Origin of the sequence: Micromonospora sp. WMMD712 (assembly GCF_029581295.1) — a bacterium.
GTDB classification, from domain to species: domain Bacteria; phylum Actinomycetota; class Actinomycetes; order Mycobacteriales; family Micromonosporaceae; genus Micromonospora; species Micromonospora carbonacea.
In genome coordinates, this window is sequence record NZ_CP120743.1 from 3,207,709 (window position 1) to 3,221,536 (window position 13,828).

At 75.5% G+C, this 13,828-nt stretch carries 12 protein-coding genes; 3 read left to right on the forward strand and 9 right to left on the reverse strand.

Annotated features, from left to right (window positions below):
* Positions 1-115: 115 nt before the first annotated feature.
* From O7633_RS13610 to O7633_RS13625, 4 genes are read right to left on the reverse strand one after another with little or no spacing between them, the layout of a single operon-like run.
* Positions 116-898 carry a CbiX/SirB N-terminal domain-containing protein gene (locus O7633_RS13610; RefSeq protein WP_282328087.1) on the reverse strand — a complete coding sequence of 261 codons (783 nt, stop codon included), beginning with the start codon at positions 896-898 and terminating at the stop codon, positions 116-118.
* Entirely contained in the window at positions 880-1,644 is a 765-nt protein-coding gene (locus O7633_RS13615; RefSeq protein WP_282328088.1) for a phosphoadenylyl-sulfate reductase, read from the reverse strand. Before O7633_RS13615 ends, O7633_RS13610 begins: the two co-directional genes overlap by 19 nt.
* Entirely contained in the window at positions 1,641-1,799 is a 159-nt protein-coding gene (locus O7633_RS13620; protein ID WP_176734126.1) for a hypothetical protein, read from the reverse strand. The genes O7633_RS13615 and O7633_RS13620 overlap by 4 nt, the downstream gene beginning before the upstream one ends.
* Positions 1,796-3,508: a nitrite/sulfite reductase gene (locus O7633_RS13625; RefSeq protein ID WP_282328089.1), complete on the reverse strand. Its 1,713-nt coding sequence runs from the start codon at positions 3,506-3,508 to the stop codon at positions 1,796-1,798. Before O7633_RS13625 ends, O7633_RS13620 begins: the two co-directional genes overlap by 4 nt.
* A gap of 496 nt (positions 3,509-4,004) precedes the next feature.
* On the opposite strand from O7633_RS13625, the gene O7633_RS13630 reads away from it, so the two are divergent.
* A complete protein-coding gene (locus O7633_RS13630; RefSeq protein ID WP_282328090.1) occupies positions 4,005-5,564 on the forward strand; it encodes a glycosyltransferase family 39 protein in 1,560 nt (519 codons plus the stop codon).
* Positions 5,565-5,707: 143 nt separating this feature from the next.
* Here the strand turns inward: O7633_RS13630 and O7633_RS13635 are convergent, their stop codons facing one another.
* Together O7633_RS13635 and O7633_RS13640 are read right to left on the reverse strand one after the other, a co-directional pair.
* Positions 5,708-7,297 (reverse strand): PAS domain-containing sensor histidine kinase, encoded by a 1,590-nt coding sequence (locus O7633_RS13635; protein WP_282328091.1) that lies wholly within the window; start codon positions 7,295-7,297, stop codon positions 5,708-5,710.
* 161 nt (positions 7,298-7,458) lie between these two features.
* Entirely contained in the window at positions 7,459-8,490 is a 1,032-nt protein-coding gene (locus O7633_RS13640) for an SIS domain-containing protein (RefSeq protein ID WP_074472691.1), read from the reverse strand.
* 225 nt (positions 8,491-8,715) lie between these two features.
* Between O7633_RS13640 and O7633_RS13645 the strand changes: the two genes are divergently transcribed.
* Positions 8,716-10,545 (forward strand): tetratricopeptide repeat protein, encoded by a 1,830-nt coding sequence (locus tag O7633_RS13645; protein ID WP_282328092.1) that lies wholly within the window; start codon positions 8,716-8,718, stop codon positions 10,543-10,545.
* 99 nt (positions 10,546-10,644) lie between these two features.
* Here the strand turns inward: O7633_RS13645 and O7633_RS13650 are convergent, their stop codons facing one another.
* Positions 10,645-12,231 carry an MDR family MFS transporter gene (locus O7633_RS13650; protein WP_282328093.1) on the reverse strand — a complete coding sequence of 529 codons (1,587 nt, stop codon included), beginning with the start codon at positions 12,229-12,231 and terminating at the stop codon, positions 10,645-10,647.
* Positions 12,232-12,343: 112 nt separating this feature from the next.
* On the opposite strand from O7633_RS13650, the gene O7633_RS13655 reads away from it, so the two are divergent.
* Entirely contained in the window at positions 12,344-12,907 is a 564-nt protein-coding gene (locus tag O7633_RS13655) for a TetR/AcrR family transcriptional regulator (RefSeq protein ID WP_282328094.1), read from the forward strand.
* 97 nt (positions 12,908-13,004) lie between these two features.
* Here the strand turns inward: O7633_RS13655 and O7633_RS13660 are convergent, their stop codons facing one another.
* Positions 13,005-13,517: an N-acetyltransferase gene (locus O7633_RS13660; protein ID WP_282328095.1), complete on the reverse strand. Its 513-nt coding sequence runs from the start codon at positions 13,515-13,517 to the stop codon at positions 13,005-13,007.
* A complete protein-coding gene (locus tag O7633_RS13665; RefSeq protein WP_074472686.1) occupies positions 13,514-13,729 on the reverse strand; it encodes a biotin/lipoyl-binding carrier protein in 216 nt (71 codons plus the stop codon). The genes O7633_RS13660 and O7633_RS13665 overlap by 4 nt, the downstream gene beginning before the upstream one ends.
* Positions 13,730-13,828 lie beyond the last annotated feature (99 nt).

Genomic DNA, 13,828 nt, shown 5'->3' on the forward strand with positions numbered 1-13,828 from the left:
GGGGCGTTCTGCTGTGCGGCGTCCTCCCGGCCCGCTGCGCGCCCGTGCCGGGGCCGGGGCCGCCCCGATCACCCGGCCGACGCTCCGACGCCCGGAAGCAGCCGCCCGCCCGGATTCACTCCGGTGGCGCGGCGTCCGCCCGGCGCAGCACCAGATCGGCCAGCTCCGGGGCGTCGGTGAGCGGCCCGGAGACGGTCACCGCGCCGGCCGCCCGCGCCCCCGCCAGCACCGCGTCGTGGAAGAGCCCCGGGGCCAGGAAGTACGCCGACACGGCCACCCGCCGGGCCCCCGCCGCGCGCAGCCGGGACACCGCCGCGCCCGCGTCCGGCGGGGCCGCCGAGGCGTACGACACCCGGCAGGGCACCCCGAGCGCCGCGCCGAGCGCCGCCGCGACCCGGCCCACCGAGCCCCGCGCCCGGGGATCCCGGGTGCCCGCGGCGGCGAGCACCAACGCGTCGAACCGGCCGGGCTCCGCCTCCGCCAGCCGCCGCCGCAGCCCGGCCAGCAGCGCCCCGTCGACCACCCCGTCGGCCGGGCCGAGCACGTCGGAGACGCGCACGTCGATCGGCGGCCCCGACTCCCGGGCCGCCGCGACCGCCGCCGGGACGTCCACCCGCCGGTGGTACGCGGCGGTGAGCAGCAGCGGCACCAGCACCGCCCGGGGATGCCCGGCCGCCGCCAGCGAGCGCAGCGCCTCCGCCGGCCCCGGGTCCGTGTGGTCCAGCCAGCTCGCCGACACGGCCACGCCGGGGCGGGCGGCCGCGACCGCCCGGGCCAGCGCCCGGGTCGCCTCGGCCGCCCGGGGATCCCGGCTGCCGTGCGCCACCAGGACCACCGGGTCGCCGGCCGCGAGCGCCGGCCCCCGGATCCCGGACACGGTCAGAGGTGCAGCCCGCACTCGGTCTTCTCGAACATCGCCCAGCGGCCGGCCCGCGGGTCCTCCCCCGCCTTCGTGCGGCGGGTGCAGGGCCAGCAGCCGATCGAGCCGTAGCCGCGCTTGAACAGCTCGTTGACCGGGATGTCGTGCCGGGCGATGTAGGCGTCCACGTCGGCCTGCTTCCAGGCGGCGATCGGGTTCACCTTCACCCTGCCCCGGCGGGCGTCGAACGTCACCACCGGCGTGTTGGCCCGGGTCGGCGACTCGTCGCGGCGCAGCCCGGCGGCCCAGGCGTCGTACCCGGACAGCGCCCGCTCCAGCGGCTCGACCTTGCGCAGCTGGCAGCAGTCGTCCGGCGACCGGTTGAACAGCCGGGGGCCGTACTCGCCGTCCTGCTGGCCGACGGTGAGCCGGGGCCGGATCGACCGGACGTTGACGGGCAGCCGGCGGGCCACCTCGTCGCGGACCCGCAGCGTCTCCGGGAAGTGCAGCCCGGTGTCGAGGAAGATCACGTCGACCCCGGGCGCGACCCGGGAGACGAGGTGGGCGAGCACGGCGTCGGCCATCGAGCTGGTCACGCAGAACCGGTCGCCGAACGTCTCGGCCGCCCAGCGGGCGATCTCCAGCGCCGGAGCGCCCTCCAGCTCCCGGCCCGCCCGCTCGGCCAGCTCCCGCAGCTCCTGCGGGCCGCGCCGGGCGGGATCGGCCGGGGTCGGGCCGCCGGGGCCGACCAGCCCCAGGGTCGCGGCCGACACCAGGGCGGTCATCGGGTCACCGCCTCGGTCAGCAGGCCGGTGAACTTCACCGTGAACACCCGGGCGCAGGCGTGGCACTCCCACGCGCCGTGCCCGGCCTCGCTCGGCCGCAGGTCCTCCTCACCGCAGTAGGGGCAGTAGAGCGGCGCTGAACGAGTCTCACTCATCGGAGTTCCTCCTCGTCTACCCTGATCACCCAGTTGGCGAAGGACTCGCCCTCGGTCCGGCTCGCCAGGTAGCGGCGGGCGAGCCGTTCCACGTACTCCGGAAGCTCGGCGGCGGTGGTCTTCAGGCCGCGCAGCTTGCGGCCGAAACCGGCGGTCTGTCCCTGCGCCATGCCCAGGCCGCCGCCCAGGTGCACCTGGAAGCCCTCGACCTGGCGGCCGTCCGGGCCGACCACGAGCTGCCCCTTGAGGCCGATGTCGGCGACCTGCGTGCGGGCGCAGGCGTTCGGGCAGCCGTTGAGGTGGATGGAGATGTCCGCGTCGAAGTCGCGCAGGCGCTCCTCCAGCCGGGCCACCAGCTCCTCGCCGCGCGCCTTCGTCTCGACGATGGCCAGCTTGCAGAACTCGATGCCGGTGCAGGCCATCGTGCCGCGCCGCCACGCCGACGGCCGGGCCTCAAGGCCGATCGTGCTCAGCTCGGCCACCAGCGAGTTGGTCCGCTCCGGGGGCACGTCCAGGACCAGGAGCTTCTGGTACGGGGTGAGCCGCACCCGGCCGCTGCCGTGCGCCTCGACCACGTCGGCGAGCCGGGCGAGCTGCGTGCCGGAGACCCGGCCCACCACCGGGGCGGCCCCGACGTAGGCGAGCCCGTCGCGCTGGCGGTGCACCCCGATGTGGTCGACCGGCTTGGCGGGCAGCTCCGGGGCGGGCCCGTCGAGCAGCGTGCGGCCCAGGTATTCCTTCTCCAGCACCTCGCGGAACTTCTCCACGCCCCAGTCGGCGACGAGGAACTTCAGCCGGGCCCGGTTGCGCAGCCGGCGGTAGCCGTAGTCGCGGAAGATGCCGACCACGCCGGCCCAGACGTCCGGCACCTCGGTCAGCGGCACCCAGACGCCGAGCCGCTTGGCCAGCATCGGGTTGGTGGAGAGGCCGCCGCCGACCCAGACGTCGAAGCCGGGGCCGTGCTCCGGGTGGTCGACGCCCAGGAAGGCGATGTCGTTCGCCTCGTACGGGGTGTCCACCAGCCAGGAGATCGACGTCTTGAACTTGCGGGGCAGGTTGGAGAAGCGCTTGTCGCCGACGTACCGCCGGACGATCTCCTCCAGCGCCGGGGTCGGGTCGAGCAGCTCGGCCTCGGCCACCCCGGCGACCGGGCTGCCGAGCACGATCCGCGGGCAGTCGCCGCACGCCTCGGTGGTCTGTAGGCCCACCGACTCCAGCCGACGCCAGATCTCCGGCATGTCCTCGACCCGGATCCAGTGGTACTGGATGTTCTGCCGGTCGGTGATGTCGGCGGTGTCCCGGGCGAACTCCCGGGAGATGTCCGCGACCACCCGGAGCTGCTCCAGGGTGAGCTGGCCGCCGTCGACCCGGACCCGGAGCATGAAGAACTCGTCCTCCAGCTCGTGCGGCTCCAGCACGGCGGTGCGTCCGCCGTCGATGCCGGCCTTGCGCTGGGTGTAGAGGCCCCACCAGCGGAACCGGCCGCGCAGGTCCTGCGGGTCGATCGAGGCGAAGCCCCGGTGGGCGTAGATGTTCTCGATCCGGGCCCGGACGTTCAGCGGATCGTCGTCCTTCTTGATCCGCTCGTTGGCGTTGAGCGGCTCACGGTGACCGAGCGCCCACTGGCCCTCCCCACGGGGGCGGCGGGGTGCCCGCGCGACGGGTGCCGTGGGTGCGTCGGGTCGGGCGGGGGTGCTGCTGACCGCCATCGCGGCGTCCTCCGTTGTCTGCTGTGCCTCTGGACGCGGGCGCGCGGCCGGCCCGTGGGACGGGGCCGTGGACAGCGGTGTCGGACGGCCGGCGCGACTACGCGCCCGAGACGGATGGGTCGGGCGTCGTCAGTGGGCCGGACAGATGGCGCTGCGCACGCGGCCGTAGTCGACGTGGCGACGGGCCACGAAGCGACGGACGACAGCGGCAAGCATGTGCCCATGCTCCCACACGCAGGGTGGACCTACCAACGGCCGTGAGTGTGATCCCACATCACGGGCCACCGATCCCCACCCCCACCGACACCCCACCCCAACAGCCAAACCACCCCACCACCCTCCCACCCCGCACCCCCGCCCCACCGCTCCCCACCCCGGCGGCCAAGAGAAAGGCGTCGATGTCGATCTCCACGGTGACACTTTCCTCTTGATCACCGGGCCGGGGGGCGGGTGTGGGAGGCTCGATGACGTGGCGAAATCGTCCGTTTGGCGGTTTTTGTTGGGATGGCTCAGGGCGGTCTGGCTGTGGCCGGCTGCGGCGGCGCTGGCGGTCACCGGCGTGGGCATCGGCTCGGCCCAGCCGTGGCGCGACGAGCTGGCCACCTGGAGCGCCGCCACCCGGCCGCTGGGCGACCTGACCCGGATGGCCGGCACCATCGATGCCGCCACCTGGCCGTACTACCTGTCCATGCACGGCTGGGTGGCGCTCTGCGGGGACTCCCCCGCCGCGCTGCGGCTGCCGTCGGCGCTGGCCATGGCGGGCACGGCCGGGCTCACCGCCACGCTCGGCGCCCGGCTGCTCGGGCGACGGGCCGGACTCGCCGGCGGCCTGCTGTTCGCGGTCCTGCCCGGCACCTCCCGGTACGCCCAGGAGGCCCGCCCGTACGCGTTCGTCGCCCTGTTCGCGGTGCTGGCGACGCTGCTGCTGGTCCGGGCGCTGGAGCGGCCCGGCTGGCGGCGCTGGGCCGGGTACGCCGCCGCGGTGGCCGCCCTCGGCCTGGCCCACCTGGTCGCGCTCACCCTGCTCGCCGCCCACGCGGCAGTCGTGCTGGCCGCCGACCGGTCCGCCCGCAACGCCACCCGGCCAACCGTCAACCGGGACGCCTCGGACACCACCTCGGGCACCACCGACGGAGATCCTCCCGGCGTACCCGGCCCGGCGGCCCGCCGGGCGGGCGGCCCGGCCGGTCTCCCCCGGCTCGCCGGCCGGTGGCCGCGCCGGGCGTCGTGGGGCTGGCTGCTCGCGCTCCTGCCGGCGACCGTCGTGCTCACTCCCCTGGTGCTGCTGGCAGCCGGCCAGCGGGGCCGACAGCTCGACTGGGTGGATCCGGCCCGCCCCGCCGACCTGGCCGCCCTGCCCGGCGCGCTGGCCCAGAGCGGCGCGGTGGGCGGGCTGCTGCTGGGCCTGGCCGCCCTCGGCGTCGCCCGGTCGGGCCGGGCCGGGCTGCTCCCCGCCGCCTGCCTGGTCCTGCCGGTGACCCTGGTCTTCCTGGCCGGGCTGGCGGGGCCGCTGTGGGTGCCGCGCTACCTGTTCTTCGCCGTACCGTTCGCGTGTCTGCTGGCCGGGGCGGCGCTGGCCACGGTGGCGCTACCGGCGGCGCTGGCCGTGGTGCTCCTCGCCGGCCTGCTCGGGCTGCCCGACCAGGTGGCGCTACGGCGTAGCCACGAATGGCCGCGCGGCGCGCTGGTCGACTACCGGGGGGCGGCCCGGGTGGTCGACGCGGGGCGCCGCCCCGGCGACGTGATCGTCTTCTCGCCCCGGGACGGCTGGCTGTTCACGGACCTCGGCATCGGCTACCACCTCGGCGACCGGCAGCCCCCGGACGCGCTGGCCGTGCGGGGCCGCGACGCGCGCGGCGACTACTGGACCGACGAGTGCCCCGCCCCGGCCGCCTGCCTGGCCGGGGCGCGACGGGTCTGGCTGGTCGTCGCCGGCCGGCAGGCGGACCCGGCCGACGCGGTGCCCGGCGCGAAGGGGACGGCGCTGCGGGACGGCTTCGCCGTCGAGCGGGTCTGGCAGCGCCCCGGCCTGACCGTGGCACTACTCACCCGCTGAGCCGGCTTGCCCGGCCGCTCGGCCGTCCGGCCGGCCCGGGATCGCTCGCGTCATGTCGGCGACATGGCGGTATCCGGGGCGGTGGGATGCCGCCATGTCGCCGACATGGAGTCGATCAAGCGGCGCGCAGGGCAGGACGGGTGTCAGGAGCGGACGAGGGGGACCACCAGCACCGCCTCGGTGCCGCCCTCCGCGCCGTTGCGCAGCTCGATGGTGCCGCGCAGTTCGCCGGTCACCAGCGCCCGGACGATCTGGAGCCCGAGCCGGCTGCCGCGTTCGGCGTCGAACCCGGCCGGCAGGCCCCGCCCGTTGTCGGCGACGGTGACGTGCAGCTGCTTGCGGAACCGGTGTGCCGACACGACGACCTCGGGCGGTGTCACCGACTCGACCCCGGCGGCGACCTGCGGAAGCACCCCACCCACCCCGGAGCCGCCGGCCGAAGCGGTGTCCGCCGGGCCGGTCGGGGGCTCGGCGGCCGGCGGGAAGCCGTGCTCGACGGCGTTGAGCAGCAGCTCGTTGAGGACCATGACCAGCGAGGTGGCGATCTCGGCCGGCAGCACGCCGAAGCTGCCCCGGCGGCGCATCCCGACGGTCTGCTCGGTCGCGGCCACCTCGGTCGCCGCGCTGGCCACCCGGTCGACGATGCCGTCGAACTCGACCGCCTCGTCGCTGGACATGGAGAGCGTCTCGTGCACCAGGGCGATGGAGGCGACCCGGCGTACGGACTCCTCCAGGGCGACCCGGGCCTCCGGCATGGCCACCCGGCGGGCCTGGAGGCGCAACAGCGCGGCGACGGTCTGGAGGTTGTTCTTCACCCGGTGGTGGATCTCCCGGATGGTGGCGTCCTTGGTGATCAGGGCGCGGTCGCGGCGGCGTACCTCGGTGATGTCGCGGACCAGGACCAGCGCGCCGATCGGCACCCCGGCGGGCATCAGCGGCAGGGCCCGGGTGAGCATGGTCGCGCCGCGGGCGTCGATCTCCCGCCGGGGCGGGCCCTCGCCGCGCAGCGCGGCGAGGATGCCGTTGGCCGCCTCGGTGCCCTCCAGGGGGTCGGCGGCCAGCCGGCGGTGCAGCTTGGCCAGGTCCTCGCCCACCAGGTGCGCGGCGAAGCCGAGCCGCCGGTACGCGGACTGCGCGTTGGGGCTGGCGTAGGTGACCTTGCCGCCGGCGTCGAGCCGGACCAGGCCGTCGCCGACCCGGGGCGCGGACGTCGTCTCCCCGGGGTGCCGGGGCGGTGGGAACGTGCCGTCGGCGATCATCTGGGCGAGGTCGTCGGCGGTGGTCAGGTAGTTCAGTTCGAGCTGGCTGGGCGTGCGCGCGGTGGAGAGGTTGGTGTCCCGGCCGACGACCGCGATCACCTCGCCGGCCTCCCCGTCGGCGGTGCGCAGCCGGACCGGGATCGCCTCGTGCCGGGCGGGCACGTCGCCGTACCAGACCGGGTCGCCCTCCCGCCAGATCCGGCCCTGGCCGTACGCGACCTCCAGGTGGGCCACCTCGGGCCCGCCGACGATCCGCCCCACCTGGTCGTCCTGGTACGCGGTGGGCGCGGTCGTCGGGCGGACCTGGGCCACGCAGAGGAAGGTGCCGTCGCGGTCCACCGGCACCCACAGCAGCAGGTCGGCGAAGGACAGGTCGGACAGCAGCTGCCAGTCTCCGGCGATCCGGTGCAGGTGGTCGATGTCGGCGGGGCGGAGCTGGGTGTGCTCCTCGGCGAGGTCGCGCAACGTGGACACGCTGCACAGCGTGCCACGCCCACCCGCACCCCGTCCCGCTGGCCGGCCGGGCTCACACCGACCGGTCCGCGCACCCGCCCGGCCGGGCTCACACCGACCACGCGCCCGCGCCGGCGCGCCTCCGCCGGCCCGCCCCACGTTCGCCGGCCGGCCCGGGGCGCTCACATCGTCGCGGTGACCTTCTTCAGGCCGCGCGGCGCGTCGGGGTCCTCGCCCCGGGCCAGGGCCAGGGCCAGGGCGAGGCGCTGCAACGGCAGGATGTCCAGCAGCGGGGCGTACCGCTCGTCGACCTCGGGGACGGCCATCCGGGTGGCCCCCTCGACGTCGGCGGAGCCGACCACGACCACGTCGGCGCGGCGCTCGCCGAGGCGGGGCAGCACCTCGCCCATCGACCGGCCGCCGGGGCCGGAGCCGACCACGGCCAGCACCGGCACGTCCGGGTCGGTCATCGCGAGCGGGCCGTGCAGCAGGTCCGCGCCGGAGAAGGCGAGCGCCGGCAGGTACGAGGTCTCCATCAGCTTGAGCGCCGCCTCCCGGGCGGTCGGGTACGCGTACCCCCGGCCGGTGGTGACGAGCTGGGCGGCGAACCGGTAGCGCGGCGCGAGCTGGGCCGGGGTGGGGTCGTCGAGGGTGCGGGCGGCCAGCTCGGGCAGGGCCGCCAGGGCGGCGCGCTCGGCGGCGGGCAACGCCCCGTCGCCGGCCCGGACGCCCTCCACGAGCAGCAGCAGGGCGAGCAGCTCCGCCGTGTACGTCTTGGTGGCCGCCACCGCCCGCTCTGCTCCGGCGGCGATGTCGACGTTCAGCTCGGCGATCCCGGCCAGCGGCGAGTCGGGGTTGTTGGTCACGGCGAGGGTGAGCGCGCCGGAGGCGCGGGCGGCACGCAGCACCTCGGCCAGGTCGGGTGAGCCGCCGCTCTGGCTGACCCCGACGACCAGCGCGTCGGACAGGTCGGGGCGCGCGCCGAAGAGGGTGACCGCGCTGGGCGAGGCGAGCCCGGCGGGCAGGCCGAGCCGGATCTCGGTCAGGTACGCCGCGTAGAGGGCGGCGTGGTCGGAGGTGCCCCGCGCGGTGAAGACCACGTGCCGGGGGCGGCGCTGCGCGACGACGGCGGCCACCCGGGCGATCGCCCCGGCGTGCTCGGCGGAGAGCAGCCGCTCGTAGCCGGCCGGCTGCTCGGAGATGTCGGCGGCCATGCCGGCCCCTGCACGCGTCACGGAGTGCCCCTTTCCCTGCGCGATTGCCGCGCGTTTCCTGCTCAGTCTTGCATGTTTCGGCGTACGTGAACAATCTTGCGAGCAGCATTGCGCAGTGGATCACCAAGCCGAGCCAACATCACCTACGCTTGCCCGGCCCGGCGACACTGCGACGGGGGACGCATCCGCCGCCCGGCCACCCGCACCTACCACCGAGAGGCCCACGTGTCCGAGGGAAGGGACGATCCCCCGCTGACGACGGAGGAGGAGCTGGCCCTGGCCCGGCTCGCGCTGGACGAGGGGGACCTGGCGCACGCCGCCGGGCACGTCGCCGGCGCGCTGACCCGGTCGCCCACCCTGCCCGAGGCGCACGAGACGCTGGCCCGGCTGGCCGCCGCCAGCGGCGGCGGCCTCGACCTGTTCCCCCTGCACCAGCGCGCCTTCGTCGGCACGGTGGTGGCCCGGGCACACCTGCTCGCCGCGGCGGGGCGGCCCGCCGAGGGGCTGGAGCTGCTGGCCGCCGCCACCGGGCACGACCGCAGCGCCGACTGGGCCGGGGTGCCCTGGGTGACGGCCCCCGAGCTGCCGGAACGGCTCGACCCGGAGGGCCTCGCCCAGGTGCTGATGCAGGTGTGCGCCGCCACGCCCGACCCGGTGCCGCGCGCCGACCGGGGGCCCCTGACGCCGTACCTCACCCTGGCCCGCAACGCCGTCACCGTCCACCCCGAGCACGCCCTGCTGCTGGGCGCGGCGTCCGCGCTGGCCCGGCGCCTCGGCGAGGTCGACCTGGCGGTCCGCTGGGCCGGCCGGGGCGTACGGGTGCGCCCGTCCAAGCTCGGCGAGGTGTGGCTCGGGTACGCGTACCGCAGCGCCGGCCGCACCCGCGACGCCCTCGCCGCGCTCCGCCGGGCCGTCGACCACGACCCGGACGACCTCGCCGTGTACGCCGACATCGCCGGCACGCTGGCCGACACCGGCCGGCTCGACGAGGCCCTGGAGTGGACCGACCGCGCCCTCGCCCGGAACCCCGCCTTCGACTGCGCCGTGCACACCGCGCACCGGCTGCGCTTCCAGCGCGACGGCGACGTGGCGCACCTGGTGGCGCTGGCCGACTTCGTCCGCGACCATCCCGACGACTCGCACGAGCACGGCGACCTCGCCGAGTGCTGCCGCAGCCGGCCGTGGCTGGGGCAGGTCACCCCGGCCGCCGGGGCGGCGGTCGCCGTGCTGCGGCACGCCCTGGCCGCCGAGCAGGACGCCGTCGGCGCGACCGTACGGCTGGAGACGCTGGAGCCGCCGAGCGCGCTGCGTACCGTGGCGGCGGCCGCGCCCGGCCTGCGGGTCGAGGTGGCGGCGGTGGCCGAGCCGGACCCGCGCGAGCCCCGCCGGGCCACCGACCGGCCGCTGTGGCGCTGGGACGGCACCGTTGCGGCCCCGGCGGTGCCGGCGCCCTCGGCCGAGGCGGCGGACCGCGTCCGGCAGCTCGCCCACCCGGCGTGGCCGCACCCCCCGGCGGCGTACGACGCGGCGGTCGGCCTGGCCACGCTGGGGCTGCCCGACCTGCTCGGGCTGCTGGTGCACCCGCCCTCGGCCCCGCCGACCGGGCTGGGTCGGGTGCTGGCCGGGCAGGACCCGTCGCTCTGGGTGCGCTGCGTGCAGGTGTGGGCGTGCCTGGGCCTGCTGCACCACCGCACGGACGAGCCGTGGCCGTCCTCCACCCGCCGCCGGACGCTCGTCGAGCTGGTCTGGGGGGTGGAGGACTGGATCACCGAGGCGGCCCTGTTCGCCCTGGTCACCGCCGCCTGGGTGGACCCCTCGGTCCGCGAGGACGTGGCCGGCGTGGTGGCCGACCGGCTCGCCGACGCGGCGGCGGTGGCCCGGGACCGGAGCATGCCGATCGCGGTCTCGCTGGCCTACCTGGCGCTGGCCACCCCGGCCCTCGACCCGGCGACGGCCGCGCTGGCCGGCGAGCTGATCTCCGGCCCGGCGGCGGGCCGGTCCCGCCCCGGCCGGCTGCGCCGCCTCTGGGGCCGCCTCACCCGCCGCCGGGGCTGAGGCGGGGCCGGCGGCACTGCCGGCCGGGCCGCCCGCCCCGGCGCTCGGCGTGGGCGGCCCGGCGCTCGGCGTGGGCGGCCCGGCGCTCGGGGCCGCCGCTCAGACCGCCGACGCCCTGCCGAGGGCCGCCTCGGCCTGCTCGTCCGGCGAAGCGGCCGGCGGGGCGTCGTTCGTCGAGCGCAGCGGGATCTCCCGGATGAACCAGGCCAGCACCGGCACCAGCACGGTGAACAGCACGGCCCACCAGAAGACGTGCGAGACGGCGTCGGCGAGACCGCCGAGCACCAGCTCCCGGGCCTGCGCCGGCAGCTGCTTGAGCTTGTCGAGGTCGACCTGGCCGCCCTCGCCCCCGCCGCTGAACGCGGACCCGGCGGGCGAGTCGGCGAGCCGGTTGGCGAAGATCGCGCCGAACAGCGAGATGCCGAACGAGCCGCCGATCGAGCGGAAGAAGGTGGCCGCGCCGCTGGCCGCGCCGAGGTCCTTCTGCTCGACGCTGTTCTGCGCGATCAGCATCGAGGTCTGCATGAGGAAGCCCATGCCGACGCCGAGGACTACCATGTAGAGCGAGGACTCCACCTTGCTCGTGTCCACGTCGAGCCGGGTCAGCAGGGCCAGGCCGGCGGTCATCACCACGCCGCCGACGATCGGGAACATCCGGTACCGGCCGGTCCTCGTGATCGCCCGACCGACCGCCAGCGAGACCACCAGCATGCCGAACATCAGCGGCAGCAGCAGCAGGCCGCTGTTGGTGGCCGTCGCCCCCTGCACGGTCTGCTGGTAGAGCGGCAGGAAGTTCATGGCCCCGAACATCGCGAAGCCGAGCAGAAAGCCGATCATCGAGATCAGCGCGAAGTTGCGGTTGGCGAACAGCCCGAGCGGCAGGATCGGCTCCGCCGCGCGCCGCTCCACGAAGCCGAACACGACCAGGCTCACCAGGGCCAGAGCGGACAGGCCGAGGATCTGCGGCGAGGTCCAGTCGTAGGAGTTGCCGCCCCAGGTGGTGATCAGCACGATCGCGGTGATGCCGACCGAGAGCAGCCCCGCGCCGAGCCAGTCGATCCGGTGCTCGGTGCGGTACTTCGGCAGGTGCATGGTGGTGGCGAGCACCAGCAGCGCGACGCCGCCGAGCGGCAGGTTGACGTAGAACGCCCAGCGCCACGAGAGGTTGTCGGTGATGAAGCCGCCGACCAGCGGCCCGGCCACCATGGCGATGGCCATGATGCCGGCCATCATGCCCTGGTAGCGGCCCCGTTCCCGGGGCGGGACGAGGTCGCCGATGATCGCCATCACGCCGACCATCAGCCCGCCCGCGCCGAGGCCCTGGACGGCCCGGAAGGCGATCAGCTCGATCATGCCGCTGTCGGTGCCGCCGAACACGCCGGAGCCGGCCATGCCGCACAGCGCGGAGCCGACCAGGAAGATGCCCACGGAGGTCAGGAAGACCGCCTTGCGGCCGTAGAGGTCGCCGAGCTTGCCCCAGATGGGGGTGGAGACGGTGGTGCCCAGCACGTACGCGGTGACGACCCAGGTGAAGTGGTCGACCCCGCCGAACTCGCCGACGATCCGCGGCAGCGCGGTGCTGACGATCATGTTGTCGAGCATCGCGAGCATCATCGCGATCATGAGGCCGAAAAGGACGACCCGGATGTTGGGTCGTCGCTCCGCGCCCTCGACTTCCTGACTCATCGGTAAGCTCCCCCCGGGATGTGACCGACTTACTTGCCGACCGGCTAGTTACCTTACTAGCCGCACGGTAAGTTGGGTGGCAACTGGTCGTCAAGCGAGTTGGGTGGTTCGGGTGAGAGAGAGCACAGGCACGCGGGAGCGCATCAAGGCCGTGGCCCTCGAACTCTTCACCGAGCAGGGCTACGAGAAGACCTCGCTGCGCGAGATCGCCGAGCGGCTGAACGTGACGAAGGCCGCCCTCTACTACCACTTCAAGAGCAAGGACGAGATCGTCAGCAGCTTCGTCGAGGAGCGGCTGGACCGGATGGACGCGCTGATCGCCTGGGCCGACGGGCAGCCCGACACGCTGGCGACGCGGCGGGAGCTGATCGCCCGCTACGCCGACAGCATGTTCGCCACCGAGCAGCCCTCGGTGATGCGGTTCTTCGAGCAGAACCAGACCGCGCTCAAGAGCCTGGCCGCCGGGCAGCAGATGCGCGACCGGATGTTTCGGATGGCCGACGCGCTGGCCCGGGGCGACGAGTCGCCCGAAGCCCAGCTGCGCGCCGCCTTGTCACTGTTCGCCGTGCACAGCAGCTGGTTCGCCATCCGCACCCCGCACGTCACCGACGAGGAGCGGCGGAAGATCGCCCTGGAGGTGGCCGACGAGCTGCTCGCCCGCATCGCCGAGGGCTGAGCGGCCGCCGTCCGGCCGACCCGGGCACCGTCGCGGCGGGCTCCGCGCGGCGGCGCGGGCGGGGCCGACCGGGAGCAGGGCCGGCCGTGAGCAGGGATCAGCTCGGGCCGGGCAGCTCCCGCCGCAGGCCGAGCAGGTCCACCCCGGGCAGCGGGGACCAGTCCCGCTCCGGCGTGCGGACGAAGCCCAGCCGCTCGTAGAGCCGGTGGGCGGCCGCGGCGAGCCCGCCGCGCACGCAGATCACCACCGCCGAGCAGCCCCGCTCGGCGGCGCGGGACAGGCACGCCTCGACCAGCGCCGCGCCGACCCCCCGGCCCTGGGCCGCCGGGTCCACGGCCAGCATCCGGAACTCGGCCTCGCCGGGCCTGGAGAGCTCGGCGTAGGGGGTGCCGGGCAGCACGAACGTGACCGAACCGAGCAGCCCGCCGGTCGCCCCGTCGACGGCGACCAGCACCTCGCCGGCCTCCGCCCGGGCGGCCACGTCGGCGAGCACGGCACCGTAGCCGTGCTCGCCCTTGAGCTGACCGTCGGCCTCGTACGCGGCGACCGTCAGCCGGGCCACCGCCGAGAAGTCGGCCGGGGTGGCCCGCCTGACCCGCAGCCCGGTCAACCGATCACCGCGATCAGGTCACCGTCCTGCACCACGTCGCCCTCGTTGACGGCGAGCCGCTCGACGACGCCGTCGGACTCGGCGACGACCGGGATCTCCATCTTCATCGACTCCAGGATCACCAGCGTGTCCCCCTCGGACACGGTGTCCCCGGCCGACGCGACGACCTTCCACACGTTCGCCACCATCTCGGCGCGGATCTCGTCGGCCATCTCCGGGCCCTCCCTCTTCCGCCAGTGTCTCGATCGGTATCCAATCACGTGCCGGACCGTCGCGGGCGCGTCGGCGGACCCCGACATGCGATCCCGCCG